The sequence below is a fragment of the Halobacteriovorax sp. RT-2-4 genome, from assembly GCF_047085445.1.
Taxonomy (GTDB): Bacteria; Bdellovibrionota; Bacteriovoracia; order Bacteriovoracales; family Bacteriovoracaceae; genus Halobacteriovorax_A.
This window is the reverse complement of sequence record NZ_JBKIXY010000001.1, coordinates 1,624,342-1,641,994: the sequence shown is the minus strand read 5'-3', so window position 1 is coordinate 1,641,994 and position 17,653 is coordinate 1,624,342. Positions and strand designations below refer to the sequence as shown.

Annotated in this window: 18 protein-coding genes; 11 read left to right on the top strand and 7 right to left on the bottom strand. The window is 34.2% G+C overall.

Annotated elements, in window-relative coordinates:
* Window positions 1-281: 281 nt before the first annotated feature.
* Window positions 282-1,871 carry a methyl-accepting chemotaxis protein gene (locus tag ACMAYL_RS07750; RefSeq protein WP_412469995.1) on the bottom strand — a complete coding sequence of 530 codons (1,590 nt, stop codon included), beginning with the start codon at window positions 1,869-1,871 and terminating at the stop codon, window positions 282-284.
* A gap of 176 nt (window positions 1,872-2,047) precedes the next feature.
* Here ACMAYL_RS07750 and ACMAYL_RS07745 point away from each other — a divergent pair, with 176 nt between their 5' ends.
* Together ACMAYL_RS07745 and ACMAYL_RS07740 are read left to right on the top strand one after the other, a co-directional pair.
* Window positions 2,048-2,233: a hypothetical protein gene (locus tag ACMAYL_RS07745; RefSeq protein WP_412463047.1), complete on the top strand. Its 186-nt coding sequence runs from the start codon at window positions 2,048-2,050 to the stop codon at window positions 2,231-2,233.
* A gap of 51 nt (window positions 2,234-2,284) precedes the next feature.
* Window positions 2,285-3,028, top strand: coding sequence for a hypothetical protein (locus ACMAYL_RS07740; protein ID WP_412463046.1), 744 nt, complete (start codon window positions 2,285-2,287; stop codon window positions 3,026-3,028).
* Window positions 3,029-3,033: 5 nt separating this feature from the next.
* On the opposite strand, the gene ACMAYL_RS07735 is transcribed toward ACMAYL_RS07740, so the two are convergent.
* The 3 genes from ACMAYL_RS07735 to ACMAYL_RS07725 all read right to left on the bottom strand — a co-directional run bounded on the left by ACMAYL_RS07735 (window position 3,034) and on the right by ACMAYL_RS07725 (window position 4,648).
* Window positions 3,034-3,276 carry a DUF6868 family protein gene (locus ACMAYL_RS07735; RefSeq protein ID WP_412463045.1) on the bottom strand — a complete coding sequence of 81 codons (243 nt, stop codon included), beginning with the start codon at window positions 3,274-3,276 and terminating at the stop codon, window positions 3,034-3,036.
* A gap of 10 nt (window positions 3,277-3,286) precedes the next feature.
* Complete coding sequence (locus ACMAYL_RS07730; protein WP_412463044.1) at window positions 3,287-4,036, bottom strand: hypothetical protein; 750 nt, start codon at window positions 4,034-4,036, stop codon at window positions 3,287-3,289.
* A gap of 237 nt (window positions 4,037-4,273) precedes the next feature.
* Window positions 4,274-4,648, bottom strand: coding sequence for a VOC family protein (locus ACMAYL_RS07725; RefSeq protein ID WP_392990625.1), 375 nt, complete (start codon window positions 4,646-4,648; stop codon window positions 4,274-4,276).
* Window positions 4,649-4,779: 131 nt separating this feature from the next.
* Between ACMAYL_RS07725 and ACMAYL_RS07720 the strand changes: the two genes are divergently transcribed.
* The 9 genes from ACMAYL_RS07720 (at window position 4,780) to ACMAYL_RS07680 (ending at window position 14,037) form a co-directional block, all read left to right on the top strand.
* Window positions 4,780-6,174: a hypothetical protein gene (locus ACMAYL_RS07720; RefSeq protein ID WP_392990627.1), complete on the top strand. Its 1,395-nt coding sequence runs from the start codon at window positions 4,780-4,782 to the stop codon at window positions 6,172-6,174.
* A 3-nt stretch (window positions 6,175-6,177) separates the two neighbouring features.
* On the top strand, window positions 6,178-7,527 hold the full coding sequence (locus ACMAYL_RS07715; RefSeq protein ID WP_412470957.1) for a hypothetical protein: 1,350 nt from the start codon (window positions 6,178-6,180) through the stop codon (window positions 7,525-7,527).
* A gap of 68 nt (window positions 7,528-7,595) precedes the next feature.
* Window positions 7,596-7,763: a DUF4266 domain-containing protein gene (locus tag ACMAYL_RS07710; RefSeq protein ID WP_392990630.1), complete on the top strand. Its 168-nt coding sequence runs from the start codon at window positions 7,596-7,598 to the stop codon at window positions 7,761-7,763.
* Window positions 7,750-8,913 (top strand): DUF3570 domain-containing protein, encoded by a 1,164-nt coding sequence (locus ACMAYL_RS07705; RefSeq protein WP_412470956.1) that lies wholly within the window; start codon window positions 7,750-7,752, stop codon window positions 8,911-8,913. The genes ACMAYL_RS07710 and ACMAYL_RS07705 overlap by 14 nt, the downstream gene beginning before the upstream one ends.
* Before the next feature lie 49 nt (window positions 8,914-8,962).
* Window positions 8,963-9,367 carry a TlpA family protein disulfide reductase gene (locus tag ACMAYL_RS07700; protein ID WP_412470955.1) on the top strand — a complete coding sequence of 135 codons (405 nt, stop codon included), beginning with the start codon at window positions 8,963-8,965 and terminating at the stop codon, window positions 9,365-9,367.
* Window positions 9,364-10,323: an FAD:protein FMN transferase gene (locus ACMAYL_RS07695; RefSeq protein WP_412470954.1), complete on the top strand. Its 960-nt coding sequence runs from the start codon at window positions 9,364-9,366 to the stop codon at window positions 10,321-10,323. Before ACMAYL_RS07700 ends, ACMAYL_RS07695 begins: the two co-directional genes overlap by 4 nt.
* Window positions 10,324-10,492: 169 nt before the next feature.
* A complete protein-coding gene (locus ACMAYL_RS07690) occupies window positions 10,493-12,163 on the top strand; it encodes a methyl-accepting chemotaxis protein (protein ID WP_412470953.1) in 1,671 nt (556 codons plus the stop codon).
* 160 nt (window positions 12,164-12,323) lie between these two features.
* Complete coding sequence (locus ACMAYL_RS07685) at window positions 12,324-13,256, top strand: hypothetical protein (RefSeq protein WP_412470952.1); 933 nt, start codon at window positions 12,324-12,326, stop codon at window positions 13,254-13,256.
* Window positions 13,257-13,260: 4 nt separating this feature from the next.
* Entirely contained in the window at window positions 13,261-14,037 is a 777-nt protein-coding gene (locus ACMAYL_RS07680) for an MBL fold metallo-hydrolase (RefSeq protein WP_412470951.1), read from the top strand.
* A 26-nt stretch (window positions 14,038-14,063) separates the two neighbouring features.
* On the opposite strand, the gene ACMAYL_RS07675 is transcribed toward ACMAYL_RS07680, so the two are convergent.
* The 3 genes from ACMAYL_RS07675 to ACMAYL_RS07665 form a co-directional block, all read right to left on the bottom strand.
* The gene (locus ACMAYL_RS07675) at window positions 14,064-15,635 is read right to left on the bottom strand and encodes a flotillin family protein (protein ID WP_412470950.1); all 1,572 of its coding nucleotides are present in this window, start codon (window positions 15,633-15,635) and stop codon (window positions 14,064-14,066) included.
* Window positions 15,636-15,654: 19 nt separating this feature from the next.
* The gene (locus tag ACMAYL_RS07670) at window positions 15,655-16,215 is read right to left on the bottom strand and encodes a hypothetical protein (protein ID WP_392990644.1); all 561 of its coding nucleotides are present in this window, start codon (window positions 16,213-16,215) and stop codon (window positions 15,655-15,657) included.
* A 441-nt stretch (window positions 16,216-16,656) separates the two neighbouring features.
* Window positions 16,657-17,187 (bottom strand): hypothetical protein, encoded by a 531-nt coding sequence (locus tag ACMAYL_RS07665; RefSeq protein ID WP_412470949.1) that lies wholly within the window; start codon window positions 17,185-17,187, stop codon window positions 16,657-16,659.
* Between the last annotated feature and the right edge of the window lie 466 nt (window positions 17,188-17,653).

Genomic DNA, 17,653 nt, shown 5'->3' with positions numbered 1-17,653 from the left:
TAAGAATAATATTAGGAAATTTATATGGTCAGATGTGTATTTGGGAATGTTCAAAAAGATATATAAGAATGAATTGCTATAAAAAAGAAAGTAGAAGTGATTAAAGTATACTGAAACACATCATCTAACCGATATAAATCCTAAATCTGTAACTATAATAACATCTTGGTCGCTAATGTCAAATAAAAGTTTGATGTATAAAACAAGTTGAATTGAAAATTATAAATACTTGAAAATAGGGAGTGAGTAGGGAGGGGCCCTACTCACTAGGTTATTTATGGTTAGGCGGCCTTATCACCACCGACGAGATCTATTACTAGCCTTACAATGTCGTCTAGATTGTCTGCTTGGCCTTTAAGGTTGGCCGCTGAGCGTGAGGCTTCTTGTGCTGAATTGTTGTTTTGTATTGTAGTTTCATCAATTAATCTGATTGCATTTGTAATTTCATTTACACCTTGTGTTTGTTCGTTACATGCACTTGCAATCTCTGTGATTTTTCCATTTACGTTTTGTACATTGAATACAATCTTATCTAGTACTTCCTTGCATTGTCCTGCTTTCTGGCGACCAGCTTCGACTGTCTTTGAGCTACTTTGAATAACTTCATTCACCATTGTTGTTGTACCAGAAACAATTGCTTCTACATTCTTGATTGATTCATCAATTAAAACTTTTATTTCATCTGATGCTGCTCCCGACATTGAAGCGAGTGAGCCAATTTCTTCTGCAACAACTGCAAATCCTTTTCCACTTTCTCCCGATCTTGCAGCTTCAACAGAAGCGTTGAAAGAGAGCAGCTTTGTTTGAAAAACAATATCATTAATTACTTTTGTTTTATCTTCAATTTCTTTAATGATATTCAAGATCTCTTGTACTTGCCCGTTACTGCTTTCCATTTTCTTCATAGCGTCAGTATTACTATTAGAAATATTCTCAATTGCATAAAGCATTTCATCAATCGTGCGTTTACCATTTTGTACTTCCATTTCTGAAAGCTCACCCGATTTTTTTGAATCCTCTGCAAACTCAGTGTTTCGACGAATCATTGATGATATTTCATCAACTGAGGCAACAGTTTCTTGAAGTGAAGCTGCTTGTTCATTTGTTGCAGCCGATAATTGTGTTGAAGTGTTGTAAGTAATTTTAGAACCATTAGCAACTTGAAGAGATGTTTCTTTAAGTTGATTTGCCATCGTTAGAAGAGGGTTAGAAACACTTGTTTTTAATACGTAAGTAAAAAGTGCGCCGATGATTAGTAGTCCTACAAAACCAAACATGGCCTGATTGAGAAATACACTAAAGATATAATCATTTACATCATCAACATAAATTCCTGTACCAAGTACCCAGCCCCAAGGCTTATATAACTCAACGTAAGAATACTTTTCAACAAACTTATTACTATCTGTTTTACTATTCCAGATATAGTTAACGAAACCTTTATCTTGTTTTTTTACAAGTGCAACAACGTCATTAAAAAGTGGTTTCCCCGCTTTATCAACAAATGTCTTAACACTTTTTCCTTGAAGGCTATTACTAGGGTGAACGATCATTCTTGGCTCAAGGTCGTTAATCCAAACATAATCATCCATATCTCGTCCATAACGAATTGATGCTATGTAATGCTTAGTAATTTCTTGGGCTTCCTTTAGCGAATATTCTCCGGCCTTAACTTTCTCATCCATTGATTCAAGAAAATGATAAGCAGTCTTAGTAACGTCTTCAATTTGATTCTTCTTCTCTTGTAAGAGAGCAGCTTTTGTTGAGCTATAAGAATAGGCAATGAAGATTGAGGTAAAGATAAAGAATGGTATGAGGGCCATTAAAATTATCTTAGTATTTAAACTTAGACTTTTCACAAACGTTTTCATAATACTCCTGATTTTCTATACAATTTCTAAAGATTCTTGCTATAACTTCGGTAAAAGAAATGTATTTGTTAGTGATGTTAATCAGTTTTTATGTTCGAAGAGCTAACAATTTTGTAAGTTTGAAATTAAGTTTGTTACAATTTATCTGAGTAAAACTAATATTGGTGAGAAAATAAATGAAGTTACTTTCAAACAAAATATTTCCATTCATAGGTTTGATTATTTCTGTGATTTATCTTTTAAATCCCACTGCAGGAATAATTGAAATAATCCCAGATAATATTCCATATGTTGGCAATCTCGATGAGGCAGGTGCTGTCCTATTATTAATAGCTTGTATTAAGAAGCTAAAAGAAAAGTAACATTCATTAAATATACTCAAGTAAAATGCTCGGGTTGTCGATAAGAACCCTATGAATATAAAAGACTTAAAGTACGGGGTGGCCGTACTAGCAATTGGTGCATCTACTTTTTACTTTACTGAAAACTATATTGAACAATCAAGAACAATCCAGCGATCAATCGCAAGTGAAGGACTTATTAAAAATTGTATGAGCGCAATTAGCTCTTTCCTAGGCCCTAAAGTTATTGAGCCTTATGCGAAAGTTAATCTTGTGCTTAAAGATAATGAAAGAAAGGTTAACGGGAAAATTGTTGCTTATGCACGTGGTGGTATCGAAATTAGAGGTTACGGTAGCCACCAGTTAATTTCATATGATGAAATATCAACAATTAACGGAAAAGAGCTTAACTCAGTTGAAATATATCGTTTACTTCTTGCTGCTGAAATTAATAAAACAAGTGCAGATCATATAATAGTTCGAGTTCTAAATAATTTAGAGTTTGAGGATATAAAAGGTCAAAATTTTAAAACAGATGGTGAGACAATTAGTTTTCAAAATTTACAAGGGGTGAAATATCAGATTCCTTTAGAAGAGGTTTATCATTTCTCTTCATTTGATCCTTCTGCTGCTGCGAGAAAAGAAGTACAAACCTATGAAGGTGAATTTGTATCTGTACGACTTAACAATGGTGAAGTTGAAGATGGTGTAATCGTGCTATCTGAGGATAGGAAATTTGCAGAACTTACAAGTGTTCATGACGCAACAGAAGTTGTGCAAATTCCTCTCGAAGAGATTGAATTAGTTTTCCAGTAATAGCTTTATAAAATAAACTTTAGAACTAGATATGGTGTAATATTAAAGACAATCACTAGTAATTTGAAGTTTGCTAAATATTTAAAATACATCTTAGGGAGCTTCTTTTCTTTAATACCAAACATACTTGAATGTATCTCAATGACTTGTTTTTTTAATACTAAAATCATAAAAGTTGATAGTAGTAAAAAGCTCATATTTATAATAGAACAATACCCTAGGAATGATGTGAATGTTTCGAAATTCATTGTTATAACCTTAGTCTTTTTGAGGAAGATTTTCAGCAAATCCTTTGAATGCATAAGATAAAATATCTCGATCAACAGGTGCTTTAGGGAACGGATACTTCTTGTTCATACTCTCAGCATTTTTTGATGAAAATGCTTCAACAAGATCAATGATCTGATCAACACCGTTTCTTTTTCTAATAGTGTATTCTAAATCATTACGATCTGTTTTTTTTATAACACCATTCCAGGCAAGATATTTATTTCTAATATCGTAAACAGAGAAATTGATATCCATGCTTCTTTTTGTTGTTGTCGTAAGACTTTTATCACCGGTTTCTTTTCCTTCTGAATTCGTTAGTGCCGTTTCAGTTCTATCATTTTCAACAATATCACTTTCTACTCTTCCAAATACTATATAGCGACGATTCGTTACATTTTGAGAAAGTATTGTAAGTGAGTTTTCACTAAGGATTCCATCTTCTTCTACTTCTCTTAGTAGTTCTCGATATAACCCTCTGCCAATCTTTTTAATTAAAGGTCCAGCGTTATCGACAACTAGATCTCTTCTTTTTTCTTGTAATTCAACTCGAAATTGATTTGCTGTTGTTATCTGTTTTTTATAATCCCAATTCTCACTTGTATGAACTATTCCAGCAATAGTGAGGCGTCCATTTTGTACATTTGAATATGTAAAATCTGCGGTTTTTCTAAGTCCATGTACCTTAGTTGCACAAGAAGTAATCAGTAACGTACTTAAAAGTACTAGGGATTTTAACATTTAAGCCTCCAATTTAGATAAATCTATTTTATTAGACCAAAGCATACTTAACAATAGGTTAGTTTTTACGTGCTTATGATTTGGAAAAATTAAGATGAAATTAAATGTATGAACCTGTTTTTCTGCTATTATGAAGATGGTAGGAATCCTTTCTGGATGACTGCTCAGCTCGCAGCTACTGTCTGTGGGCATCGAAAGAGGTCCTCGCATTTATGCGAGGGCCTTTTTTTTTGATTTTTAAAGTTGAGCAAATATGTCAATTTGATTACCATCTGGATCTCTCACTGATGCATATCTTTGACCCCAGAAAGCATCCCAGGGTTTCTTCTCTTTCTGATATCCAGCTTTGATGATTTTATCAAAAATTTGATCAACATCATTCGATGACTCTTGTTCAAAGCAAAGAGTGATTCCTGGAGTAACAGGTTCTTTCCATTCGTTATTTATTTCTTTTAATAATTCATGCGAATCGAGCATAATTCTGATTCCTTGCTGTGTTTTCGCTTCATAGTGTCCTTCACCAAACTTTTCAAATTTTAATCCAAGAAGTTCGTAAAACCTGAGAGAGTTTTCAATTTTTTTACATGCAATACCTATTGCTTTCATGCTCATAAAGACTCCGTGTTTTGAGTTAGTTTTAATTGTCTTGTTTTAACCTTAGCTTAATTTGACATGATTTACTCACTGGCATTTATTTAATATACAAATTTTTTTCGGGACTGAACAATATCATAGGAGGATATGTGAAAAAGTTAACAAATATGGCAGTTGCCTTGGCCGTTATCTCAACGGTCGCAACGTCTGTTTCTGCTTCATCGAGAGTAATTCGTGACAACCGTTTAAAAGATTTAGGAATTGCGCCAGTACTTGGCAGGGGATATTCAATAGCTACAAATACATATCAAAGTACTTGTTTGAGTAAGATCGAAACTACACAACCATCTTATGACTTAAAATATCGATACATTGAAATTGAACAAGATTGGGAAACACAATATCGCCGTTCATTTGAAACGAAGAATACATTTAAATTTTTATTCCTTAAAAATAATGTAAATGTCTTTTCAGAAGTAGAAGGCAATACTACCTATCACTACCACTATATATTTGCAGACATTGATGTTGATAGTTACTACCATTCTTTATCAGAAGGAAATAGTGATTTAAGCGAGAGTGCTGCAAGTCTCTTAACTAAAGGGGATGTGGTTGGTTTCTTTGATTCCTGTGGGCCATATTATGTTCGCTCGATTGGGAGACACTCTAGCTTTCTTGGTCTTCTACGCTACCGTACGACTTCAGTTGAAAGAGATGTCAATTTTGAGTTAGAGTTAAAATCTAAAATGCGAGGGTTCTTCTCTGGTGGATCCACTGATACAACGATATCAACTGAGTTTAGAACTGAAACTCAAACAAAACGACTTGAAATCAATATTTGGGCATATGGGCTTGGTAAAGGCGAACTAGCGGATATTATTCCTACTGACATAGACAGCTTTAAAGATTCTGTACGTGATGTTGTAAAAACAATGCAAGATCCAAACGCTGGTCGTATAACGACAATGGAAGTAGCACCTTGGATTGAAAATACTCAATTTCAAGATCTCTTAGAACTTGAAGATGAAGAAGATAAGTTACTATTTGAGAAAAAGAAGAATTTAGAAGCAAATGCTGAAATCATAAGCGAGCTAGATCGTATTGATAGAGCTCAAGTAGATCAATATTTTAAAGCAAGTAATTGTCGACGAATTTTAGAAGATGAGTATTTGAATATTGATGACGACTTTGGAGGAGGGTACGAACCAGAGAACACATTCTTCTCAAATCTTTCTCAACCGAATAGTCAGAGTTCCGAAATTTCATTAGAGGCGTTTGATGCTGTTCTTTCAACTGATAAGGTGGAGGAATACTTAATCGCAAATTATATTTTCAATTATGGTCAAGCTGAGCCTACACCTGAGCCAGAAACTGGAGCCTTGGCCTGTATTAAGGCAATCCATGAGCAGGGTATTGATCAAGTACATTTTAGAAATATTCCTGCGTGTGTTGAAGCAAGACTTACGGGGGTTCCTGTTTCACCACTTTTAGATAACTACTGTATGCCAGAGTTGGCCAGAGTGATAATTCCTGATGATGCATAATATATGAAAAGAATATTAGAAATATTTTTAGTGATTTTCCTAGGCGGGGCCAGTTCAATGGCCCTTCCTCTACAAAATACAATAAATGAAGAAAACTTTCACTCATCAATCTACATTGATGATCCTCGCGTGACACAAATTAATGGTCATCTTAAGTTACTGGATGGTTTTTCAAGAAAACTATTTAAACAATCAAATACATGTTTCAATCTCGAGAACTTTAAAGGCACACAGCAATCTAACATTCAACTTGATTTTCATCAAAAAGTGATTGGAACAAACCTATTTAATCCATTCTTCAGTAAATATTATAATAATATTTATAGTAGTCATGTTGATAAAATACTTAAGGCACAAGATCAAAAAATAACGAATGCATTCCAAATCGCACTACATAAAACTACATATGCACGGGAGCGTGATACTGATTATGTCGACATAAATACACGATATAATCAATTAATTGTGAATGGTGATTTTTTTGGCTTTAGTGAGTTATGTAGTAGTGGCTATGTGAATTCTTTTAATAAATATGCAGGTGCTTGGTTCACAATTGTATTCAATCGAAGTGCAGATGGTGATGACACAGTCTTCACAAATTTGTTTGAAGCCTATATTCGTTTATTTGATTCAGCGGCCGAGCCAAAGCTAAGAGCACAATTGAATAGAGAATTAGCTAATCGTGCAGTTGTTCTCTATGCAGAATTTCGTGGGGTTAATCCACTTTCTGTGCCAATTCAAAACCTTCGAGATATTGAAGAATTTAGAATTCTCGTATCAAAAATAAAATCTACAATGCTTTCGTCAGATGCTGGTCTTTATATGGCAATGGAATACACTCCTTGGGGTTATAACGATCAATTTCAAACTTCATTTTATAATTATCTTGTACGTAGTTCAAAGCAGCCCATACCTGTTGAGCCATCTCGTGCACATTGGTTTAACTTCTATCAAAATATGGAAGTCGCACGACTAATGAGTGATGCAATTGCTTATGAAGCAAGTATCGTAGAACGTTTCGAAGTTTGTCGCAATCAAATGCTAAGGGATTGGCCCCTTCGTGGTAATGAGAAGAAATTATTTGTAAATCATCTCGACTCTGACGGAGCTGGAATTGCACTTGCAACTATCTACCAAATTCTTACAGAAGAAGCTTTAAAAAGTTTAAAAGATAAATTAACAAATTTACAAAGTGGTGAGGAGAACTCTGTTTCACTCTGTAGTAAAAAATTAAATGGTCAAATATTTCTTTCAAATCATTATAGAGATCTGTCAGAGTGTAAATGGTTTGATGATTTTACTAAGTCACCTTCGTTAGTGCTAGATGCACTTTGTCCTTTGACTCCAAAATAGCTTAGGTGATGTGAGTGTGAAAAAGGATACCCATGAAAATCTATATATTTATATTTTTACTAATATTTATGTCTTGCGCTAATGTCGATCAAATTGATCGTGGACTATTATCAAAACAAATTATGCAACTAGATCCCCATCCTGAAGAAAGTATTTTTCAAAATGAAGTACGTGCTTTTAGAGAAGGTGCTGTTGGCGGTACAAATGCTGTTGGGGGTGGATGTGGATGTAACTAATCTCAACAAAGTATTGTTTGGAAGTATCTTGTTATTTCTTGCAACAAAAAATACATTTGCTGAAATGATGGAAAGTGGAAAAACCAAATTTAAACTACTTTTTAATATTTATCATCAAAATGGTGATGAAGGTAATCAAGTTTATGATGACTCCGGAAAGGAAGAAGCAAATGTTATTGAGCCTATGATCTTTATAGAACATCAAATAACAGAAAGTACTGCTATTAATGCACATTTTGTTTTTGATTTTTGGACTGCTGCTTCTGATACAAAGCTTGATGGAGCGACAGGGGCCAGTGGAGCAGGTCGTAAAGAGCAATCTCGATTCTCAGGTAATATTGGTGTGCGCAAAGAAGTTAGTGATTGGGAAACAAGTGCATCAATTGGATTCTCTTCTGAGTACGACTATCGATCCTTTAATGCAAGTTTAGGCGTTCAGAGGTCAATGGCCAAGGACAATTTTACATTAGGGTTAAATCTTCAATACTATAATGATGAGGTAATGTTATTTGAGGACTTAAGCTCTCCTCCTACGGCCAAAATCTCAGATTTCCTGCCACGTGATATCTTTGCAGCGAGTTTGACAGTGTCGCAAATATTAACAAGACAAGACATTATGCAAATGGACTTTACATTTGTACATGCCAGTAAGTATTTAGAGTCAACTGCCAGTTCAGTCTCTGTTGGTGGTATAAGGCAAGTAGAGAAATTACCTGAAACTCGAAGTCGCTACGCAATCTCTTCTAAATGGGTTCATGGTTATAGTGATGAAGTCGCTACAAATATCTCATATCGTTATTACTTTGATCAATGGGATTTGAGGGCACACACTTTAAGACTTGCTTTGCTTAAAGAAATTAATGATGATGAAGATTTTATCGAGCTTGCGCTTCGTTATCATAATCAAACAAGTGTTAAGTACTACCAAGACTCATTTGTGACTGCTAAGGATTTTATGACAAGTGACTCCGATCTCGCGGACTTTTCATCCTATGAGCTAAGTGCTTTTCTCTCTAGTAATTACGATTCTAAAAATATTTATGGTACTGAATTTGAAGATATTATCTGGAATAATGGGGCCACATTTGCCAAACGCTCAAATGGCCTAATATATGCATATATTCAATCCTCTATTGGATTTCTATTCTAGGGAGGCAATGATGAAGTCCATACTTTTAATTATATGTTTTTTCATAAAAATGAATATTTTTGCGAACAAAATTGATAATTTTACACTTCCTATTTACGACACAAAAGAAGAATTTAATCTAGCTCATTATTCTAAAAACTATCAAAGAGTTTATTTAAACTTTTGGGCATCTTGGTGTAGCGCATGTATCCAGGAAATCGATGAGCTAGAAGGTCTAAAGTCTAAATATGTAGATAAAAAAATACTTTTCATTGCAATCAATGCTGGAGAGAAAAGAAAAAAGATAAAAAGATTTTTAACAAAGAATAAATTCTCTTACCTTATCCTTGAAGATAGTGACCGAAGAGTTTCAAAACAACTAGGAGTAACTGAGCTGCCACGCTCTATTATTATCGATAAAAATCGAAATATTTTATACAGCTCAGATCGGCCACCAAAGGAAATATCGTTTTGATTCATAACGAAAATCAACTAACTTGTGAATATAGGTTTTCTGCCATGGGCGGAGAATTTCAACTTCTTTGCTTTCCACAAAGCTTTCTATCTCGTGAGGATGTATTAAAAATTTTTCATAAAGCAGAAAAGGAAGTCCTTCGTATTCAGTCGAAATTTACAGACTTTGAAGAGAGTCCATTTAATGAAATAAATAAGTATGCAGGAATTAGACCAGTTAAGGTTGATGATGAGATTTGGAATATTATTAAGATCGCAAATAGGATATCAAGAGAATCTAATGGTGTATTTGATATTTCATTTGCAACAATCGGCCATTTATGGCGTGAAGCTAAAGAGAATGGTAGAACACTAAGTCTACTTGAGCGAACACAGATGAAAGCTTTTATTGATTATCGCAATATTCAGATGAATTATTTTTCTAAATGCATTTTTCTTCCTTTCAAACAAATGCGAATTGGACTTGGTGGTATTGGTAAAGGTTATGCGATTGATATGGTTTATGAGCTATTATTAAAAGAAGGTATTTCAAACTTCTATATAAATGGTTCAGGTGATATTCGTGTACACTCGCTACCAAGCGCACCAAGAGCCTGGCGTATCGGTATTAAAAATCCTTTTTCAGCAGATTCATCAAAGTCCATCGGAGTATTACAAGTTTCGACAGGAAGTATTGCTTCTTCTGGCGGTTATATTCACTTCAATCCTTACAGTGAGGGGATGAGTGATCATCATATTGTGAATCCAAGAAGTGGTTTTAGTAATGATGAAATAATAGCTTGTACTGTTATTGCAGAACATACAGTTGAAGCCGATACTACGGCCACTATTCTAATGAATTTAGATGTCATTGAAGCAATTAGATATTTAGATAATAAGAAACTTATTGGTTTTGTGATTGATAGAAACGGCAAAACTCATCTTTCGGTTAGAGCACTTTCTTCTTTTGGACTATAAATCAATAAATCCCAAGTAGCTGAATTTTCAATTTACTTGATCAATATGCCTTGTTTACTTGGCGTGATCGAAAGTTTTTTTATTTATTATCTAAATAAAAATACAGGAGGTGACGAAGTGTTCTTAAGTATTTAGAGAATTCAATAAATTATCTTCGTAAATACTGTGTATGGAATCTAGAGTAAAGAGTGGGGCGTTAAGCATTCATCGGAGAGTAAAAAAAATGTTCAGAGCAAGTTTTAAAAAGAAATTATTACTATTGTGTTTTTTCATGTCATCAGTAAGTTTGATTATTGGTGGTGTTGCTTTATTTGGCTTCAAAAAGTTTATTGAAGTTTCAGATGAAGTTAATCAAAGTGTTATTCCTAGAACAACATTATTAAATAGGATGGATGTAAATTATCAAAAAACGAGAATTCAAGTTAGAACTCTTGGTTTAGATAATTTGAGTAAAGAGGATCGTTTTGCGGCCATTGAAGGAGCTCTAAAAGTAGTTGGCCAATATGAGGAAGCTGCATCTGAACTTAAAACTATGATTAAAACAAAAGAAGAACTTGAGTTATATAATAAGTTAGGTGCACAATGGGCCAGCTTTAAGAAAGTTGGTGTTGAAGCAATCAATCTAGCAAAAGTATATGATGTTCAGTCTCGTGCAAAACTATTAGATATATTTTTAGTTCATTGCCCAAAAGCAGCAGCAGACTTTCAATATGCACTAGATCAATATAATCAGAGTATTCGAGATGAAATTACTAAAGCCGCTAAATTATCTGAAGAGACTTCTAAAACAATCGCATTTATTAATAAATTACTAATCATCTTAACAATATCAGGTATTTCAAGTTGTCTTGTAATCGGAATTATCTTTGCTAATAAGATCTCAACATCAATTAGAAATACTTTAGACATACTATCAAATAGCTCTAACTTTCTTACTGCCAGTGCAGATAATATCTCATCTTCATCTCAAAAACTTTCAGCTTCAAGTGAAAATCAAGACTCTTCATTACATGAATCTAGTGCTTCTCTAGAAGAGATAAGCTCAATGGTTAGAATGACAGCAGAAAATGCAAAGAGATCAAATGAGCTAGCGACAGAGAGTTTAGATAAAGCTTCTAAGGGGAAGGACATTGTAGGAGATATGAATATCTCAATGGATTCAATTAATGGAAGTATTGATACTATTGTTAAAGAACTCGATATCAACAATGATAAAATGAAAGAGATTGCTACACTAATAAACAGCATTGATGAAAAGACTCAAATTATTAATGACATTGTTTTTCAAACTAAACTTCTATCTTTTAATGCTTCAGTAGAAGCGGCAAGAGCAGGAGAAGCCGGTAAAGGATTTGCAGTTGTAGCTGAGGAAGTTGGGAAACTTGCACAGATGAGTGGTGTAGCTGCAGTTGAGATCACTGATATGCTCTCTTCAAGTGTTGATCAAGTAAATCATATTGTAAGTGAATCACAGGAAAGGATTACAAGTGTCGTCGAATCAGCAAGAAGCAATGTAACAAGTGGTACAAATATCGCAAAAGAGTGTGAAGATATTCTTGAAAATATTGTTACAAGTGTTGCAGGTGTTTCATCTTCTATCGCTGAAATCTCATCAGCGACTCAAGAACAGTCTAGTGGTATTTCTCAACTACAAAGTTCAATTTCTAGAGTTGATGTACTTTCTAAGTCGAATACAGGTATTGCTAGAGAAACGTCTGGAATTGCACAACAATTGCAACAACAGGTCGGATCTGTAAATGGATCAATCGTAAATATCCAAAAACTTATTCTTGGTGAAGAAAATTCCTCGGAGTCATCTCCTAACAAGATGGCCGCTTAAATAACCCCAAATGCACTTAAGCTTATGATTTAAGCTTAAGTGTATTTTAGAGATATATCTATCTTGACATTAATTTCTCACCGTTTTGTCTCTGCGAGTCAGTTAAAAATAGATTTCAAATATGCCCTTTTAATGATCAAATTATACAAAGGGTAAATAAATGAATTTAAATAAAAATGATGTGCATTCTTTTGCACAGGCGCAATTAGATACTTTTAATCTAAGCGAATTTAAAATTGATGCTGATTTAGCACTTGATAACATAAGCGCTGAAATCAAAGAAGAATTTGAAGAGCTAAATTCTTATGAAGTAATGCAAGAGCGGCATACTTATTTTTCAATCGATGGAGTTTCTGTCGAGGAATACAGTGAAAGGGTGATTCAGTTTAATGATGATAGAAAGCTAATCTATGGAATTCGTCATATGGGTGGTAATGTTGATATACCATTTATCCAATTTCTTGCTAATTTCAATTTAACGACAAATGAAGCACTCAGTTTATACGAGAATATTAAACATGAGTTTGTTAAATTTAAGCCGCTTTATATCTGCTTTCATTCATCGGGTGAATTGAAAGATGTCGACATGATTTCTGCAACTCATTTAGTAACGACTACTAGTGGAATGAAGTCACTTAAGCCTTGGCCTTTAGAGCAAGATTTGAGTTTTAAGGTTATTAAAGATGACTCTTATTACGAGTGGTATAAAAGTGGTTATGAAGAATTTAATCGTGAAGTACCAGAGCTTTCTAAGAAAGTGTGTGTAAACACTCATGAGTCGATGGAGGAGTCTATGAAGCAAGGGCTCCTACAACTAGTTTTCTTAGGTGATGAACAAATTGGCTTAATCTCTGCTGAACGCTCTGCGTTTTTAGGTCATGATGGTATTTATTTCCATGAAATATTCATTGATAAAAAGTGGAAGGGGAAGGGACTTGCTAAAGCAATTCAGAGAAAATTTGTTGTAGAAAATACAAATGATGCTGATTATGTTTGGGGAACAATTGATTACTCCAATTTAAGTTCATTTAAAACTGCATTATCTAATGGACGCAAACCTGTGCGCTATGAGAATTTTGTGAGTATAATATAATTCAATGAATTATAAATTACATCAACTTAAAGGTTATATTCAAACGATCTATATAGTGGAAGAGAACGGCTCTCTTCTGCTATTAGATGGTTGTTGTCGTCCTGATGTGGCCATTATTAATGACTATATCGAAAACCAACTTGGAAAAACTCTTAAGGATCTTAAACTCGTGATCTCAACACATGCACATCCGGATCATGTTGGCGGACTTAGTTACTTTAAAAAACTTGGTGTTACTGTTGCTGGACCTCAAGGATTAAATGATTGGTATAGCGGTATAACTGGACTCTTCACTTACTGTGTCGATATATTTCTTACTTATATGGTTGCAGTTAACAAAAAGAGAGGGTTTAAAAATGTTCTCTTTCCAAGGCAAACTGATCTTGATCTTGTCTTGAGAGAAGGTATGAGAGTTCCTGGGTTTGAATCGTGGGAGATTCTTGAGACTTCTGGGCATACCGATATTGATTTAACTATTTATCACAGTGATACAAAGCTTGCTTATGTTGCAGATAACTTCATAGGTTCACCAAAATTTACAGCAAGGCCATACCCACTCTTTAATCCTTCAGAATATAAAAAATCACTTAAGCGCTATATTGATTTAGAAATTTCAGATTTTTTAATTGCACATTATGGACGTGTTACAATTCCTAAAGAGCGTATTCAGAGATTAATCGATTCGACGCCACAAAGGCCACGAAGACATATTACAACTCTTCCTTCTATTTTATTAATGTTAGCAAGAACTGCTATTAAAAAAATAACAAGGCCCTCTTAGTAATTACTACTAAGAAGGCCATTATTTTATTGATTGTGACTTGTTGGAGGGACACTCTCAATGGCTTTGTTTTCTGTTGGTGTTAGCTGACCAAGAAATTCTGGTAGCTCAACACCTGCTTGCTTGGCTAGATCGTGTACTGCTGGAAGTGAATTGATTAGCCCACTTAGAAAGTTTGACGTAGCACTCTTTCCATTGTGACTATTTCCGCCACCGTCCCATACAGTAACTTTATCAATTTTAAGATCTTGCACGGCCTTAACTTGTTGTGCGATGATTTCTGGAAGTTGTTCTACCATAAGTAGGGTAGGAACAAGCCTCTTATCATCACCAACAATTTCAACTAGTTTGTGATAACCTTGTGCCTTGGCCTCAAGAACTTTTTGAATACCTTGTGCCTCAGCTTCATATTTCGCTAAAATTGCATCCGCTTCACCTTTTGCAATTCTTCTTTGTCTTTCGGCTTCTGCTTCTGCTGTAATTTCTACTTTTCTCTTATTAATCTCTTCTTGTGCAAGCTCTGTTTTTTCAAGTCTTGCAATCTCTTCTAGTTTTTGTGCTTCTAGAACAGCTTTTTGTGCTTGAGCGAGAGCAACTTCACCACGCTTTGCCGCATCGGCTTGCTTTTCTTTTAGGGTTGCATCGTATTCTGCAATATTTGCTTTTGACTCATTCTCACCCTTAACAGACTCTGCTTCTTGGATTGCAACGAAGACTCTTTGCTCTTTTAAAGCTTCTTTTTTTCCTTGCTCTGTAATCGCTCTTTGCTTTGCTTGTGCAACTTCCTGCTCTCTCAATGCAGCAGCTTCACCTGTAACACCTTCTGCTTCGTATTTTGCAATACGAATTCTCTTATTTCTCTCAGCTTCTTTTTGTCCAGCTTCTGATTCAGCAACTTGGTTGGCAACTTGAACTTCTTTTTCTTTATTAGCGTTTGCTTCACCAATAGCACCATCTTTATCTTGCTCAGCAACTTCTACTTTCGCTTTATTGATTGCTTCTGCGGCAGCTTTCTTACCAATGGCCTCAATATATCCTGATTCATCTGTAATATCTCGAATGTTTACGTTAATTACATCTAGACCTATTTTATTAAGCTCAAGATTTACGTTCTTATTAACAAGATCTAAGAATTTCTCTCTATCTTGGTTGATCTCTTCAATAGCAAGAGTTGCAATAACAAGACGCATTTGTCCAAGGATAATATCTTGAGCCTGATTTGATATCTCTCCTGTCGAAAGACCTAGAAGTCTTTCTGCCGCATTCGTCATGATATTTGACGTCGTCGAAATACCAACTGTAAATGTTGACGGAACATTTACTCGAATATTCTTTTTAGAAAGTGCACTTCTTAAATCAATTTCAATTGTAAGCGGCTCAAGTGACAGATATGTATAATCTTGTAGAAGAGGAATAACAAAGGATCCTCCACCGTGAATACACTTCGCCGATTGCCCTGTACCAACACTACCGTAGATAACTAAGATTTGGTTTGAGGGACATCTCTTGTATTGTTTTGATAAAAAGATTGCCGCAAAAAGAAGGATTAAAACAGGAACAACAATTATTCCCATTATTCCGAAAGTACTAAATAGCATGAGTAATCTCCCTTAAATATTATGCTTTCTTAACGATTAAATTTCCTGAGTCATCAACATAGTGAACTTTGATGCTCTCAAATGCATTAATCGCTTCACCCTTGCTACTTGCTTGTAGAATCTGTTGTTTATTTCCAATTGTTATTTCAACTTGGCCAATACCTTCACCTTTTGCAGGTATATTTGTATATGCACGTCCTGTTCTTCCAATTGCTTCTTTGATATTTACTTTTGGAATATTATTAAATTTTTTAATTTGAAAAGTTATAAAAGAACTGAAAAGCATCATCACAAAACCAAAAACACCGGCCGCAATTACTCCATACATATCTGACATTTCCCATTCTTGTTTTGCTGCAAGTCCAATCCACCCAGCGCCCATAAAGAAAGCAAGTATTGATTGAGTCGAAACAAGAGTGAAAGCTTCGCCACCATCTGTATGTTCAATGTCAACGTCACCATCGAAGTCCGTGTCTCCATCACCCGTTACAAAAAGAAGAAGCATTTTTAAAACAAATAGCAGTGTTCCCGCAAATGCCATGACTGCATAAACTGGGTTTTGAGAAAATATCTCTTTCATCCAATCTCCAAAAATTAAATATTGTTCATTTTTAAGTATATGGAAAAAAGAATTAGTAGTTAGGGGGTAAAAATGTCTAGAGTGGCTCTGGGAGAGGGGATTGGTGATTTTTGTTCTTTATTTTAAATATAGGTTTGTTTTGTAAGTGTTCGATTTTATATTGTGGAGGTTTCAGTTGTTTTGGAGCACTAAAAGTGATCATTTTTGTTTTTTATCATTTTCTTTGATTAAATTTTTTTAAAAAAAATAGAGAGCAAGTATATGAGAAGCTTATGATTTTAAATCAAATTTTTTAAAACGTATTATAAATATTGTTTCAAGGAATGGATTTAGAAAAAAGAATAATAGGAGATAAGATGGTAAAGTTACAAGTAAATATTGTTGTAGGTACTATTTCGTTGTCAACGCGTAATTAAATTAATCCATTGTGATAGATATTTATCATTCCATATATTTTGAAAAATATTCTGTAATTCCATAGTAGATAATAATTGGCGTCATTACTGTTAAAGGAAAAGCGATAAAAATATAAAAAAGCCATTTTATAAAAGGCCTTACTATTACTTGTGGTTCTATGTTCTTAGGTAAAGACTCTGGATGACCACAATTAAAACAAACCTTAGAAAATTTAGTACTTAATGTTGAAAGATCCTGTAGAAATATACTCTTTTTACAGTTAGGACATTTGAAAAAGATAATTAGAATAAAGATTAGTGTAATAATAATTGGTAGAGAGAAAAAAACTAACTCAAATCTTTGTGAGAAAGCACCCAGCATTGGAAATGTGAAAAATAATAAGAAAATAAAATAAAGAAAGCGATATATTGTTTTTTTTCTTGGAGAACTTTCCCATAACTCTTTCTTTGTCAGAAGAATTTTATTTAAGTCTGGCTGTATCTTACAATTTTTATTTCTTTGTTTGAGGATTTTTATAACGATAAGCCAAATTAAAAATGTAATTAAGTAGTTCATCTAGACTTATCGCTTTATTAGTTGGTTATAAGTATAGTAAATGCTGAAGCCTGTAATAATTGTGATGCTAACAGATATAAAAACGTCATACCATTTTTTTTCATTTTGTGTATGAAAGTCGTTGAATGAAGCTCTTCTTCCTGAAAATATCCATCTAACGAATGAACCGATGTAATGCAAAATGTTTACGAATAATTCGTAAAAGATGTCTGTGATAAACTCTCTCATTTGTTAATTATATACTAAATTCAGATTATATTTAGATATTGAGTTGTTCTTTAGATTTTTGAAATAAGTTATTGTTCTTATAAAGGTTTTGAAATAACGCAGAGTTGGTGACCCCGCTTTGCGGCCGTCGTGGCCTCGTGGGGGACCCTCATCGTTAGGGCCACCCACTACTTTGTCGTTTACGGCCAAAACCTTCCCGAGCGTAGCGTCACATCCGGCTGTGGCAAGGAATAATGTG

Excerpts from the sequence above, each read along its gene's own strand:
- ACMAYL_RS07750 (WP_412469995.1), bottom strand. The coding sequence starts at position 1,871 with ATGAAAACGTTTGTGAAAAGTCTAAGTTTAAATACTAAGATAATTTTA.
- ACMAYL_RS07745 (WP_412463047.1), top strand. The coding sequence starts at position 2,048 with ATGAAGTTACTTTCAAACAAAATATTTCCATTCATAGGTTTGATTATT.
- ACMAYL_RS07740 (WP_412463046.1), top strand. The coding sequence starts at position 2,285 with ATGAATATAAAAGACTTAAAGTACGGGGTGGCCGTACTAGCAATTGGT.
- ACMAYL_RS07735 (WP_412463045.1), bottom strand. The coding sequence starts at position 3,276 with ATGAATTTCGAAACATTCACATCATTCCTAGGGTATTGTTCTATTATA.
- ACMAYL_RS07730 (WP_412463044.1), bottom strand. The coding sequence starts at position 4,036 with ATGTTAAAATCCCTAGTACTTTTAAGTACGTTACTGATTACTTCTTGT.
- ACMAYL_RS07725 (WP_392990625.1), bottom strand. The coding sequence starts at position 4,648 with ATGAGCATGAAAGCAATAGGTATTGCATGTAAAAAAATTGAAAACTCT.
- ACMAYL_RS07715 (WP_412470957.1), top strand. The coding sequence starts at position 6,178 with ATGAAAAGAATATTAGAAATATTTTTAGTGATTTTCCTAGGCGGGGCC.
- ACMAYL_RS07710 (WP_392990630.1), top strand. The coding sequence starts at position 7,596 with ATGTCTTGCGCTAATGTCGATCAAATTGATCGTGGACTATTATCAAAA.
- ACMAYL_RS07700 (WP_412470955.1), top strand. The coding sequence starts at position 8,963 with ATGAATATTTTTGCGAACAAAATTGATAATTTTACACTTCCTATTTAC.
- ACMAYL_RS07690 (WP_412470953.1), top strand. The coding sequence starts at position 10,493 with ATGGAATCTAGAGTAAAGAGTGGGGCGTTAAGCATTCATCGGAGAGTA.
- ACMAYL_RS07685 (WP_412470952.1), top strand. The coding sequence starts at position 12,324 with ATGAATTTAAATAAAAATGATGTGCATTCTTTTGCACAGGCGCAATTA.
- ACMAYL_RS07680 (WP_412470951.1), top strand. The coding sequence starts at position 13,261 with ATGAATTATAAATTACATCAACTTAAAGGTTATATTCAAACGATCTAT.
- ACMAYL_RS07675 (WP_412470950.1), bottom strand. The coding sequence starts at position 15,635 with ATGCTATTTAGTACTTTCGGAATAATGGGAATAATTGTTGTTCCTGTT.
- ACMAYL_RS07670 (WP_392990644.1), bottom strand. The coding sequence starts at position 16,215 with ATGAAAGAGATATTTTCTCAAAACCCAGTTTATGCAGTCATGGCATTT.
- ACMAYL_RS07665 (WP_412470949.1), bottom strand. The coding sequence starts at position 17,187 with ATGAACTACTTAATTACATTTTTAATTTGGCTTATCGTTATAAAAATC.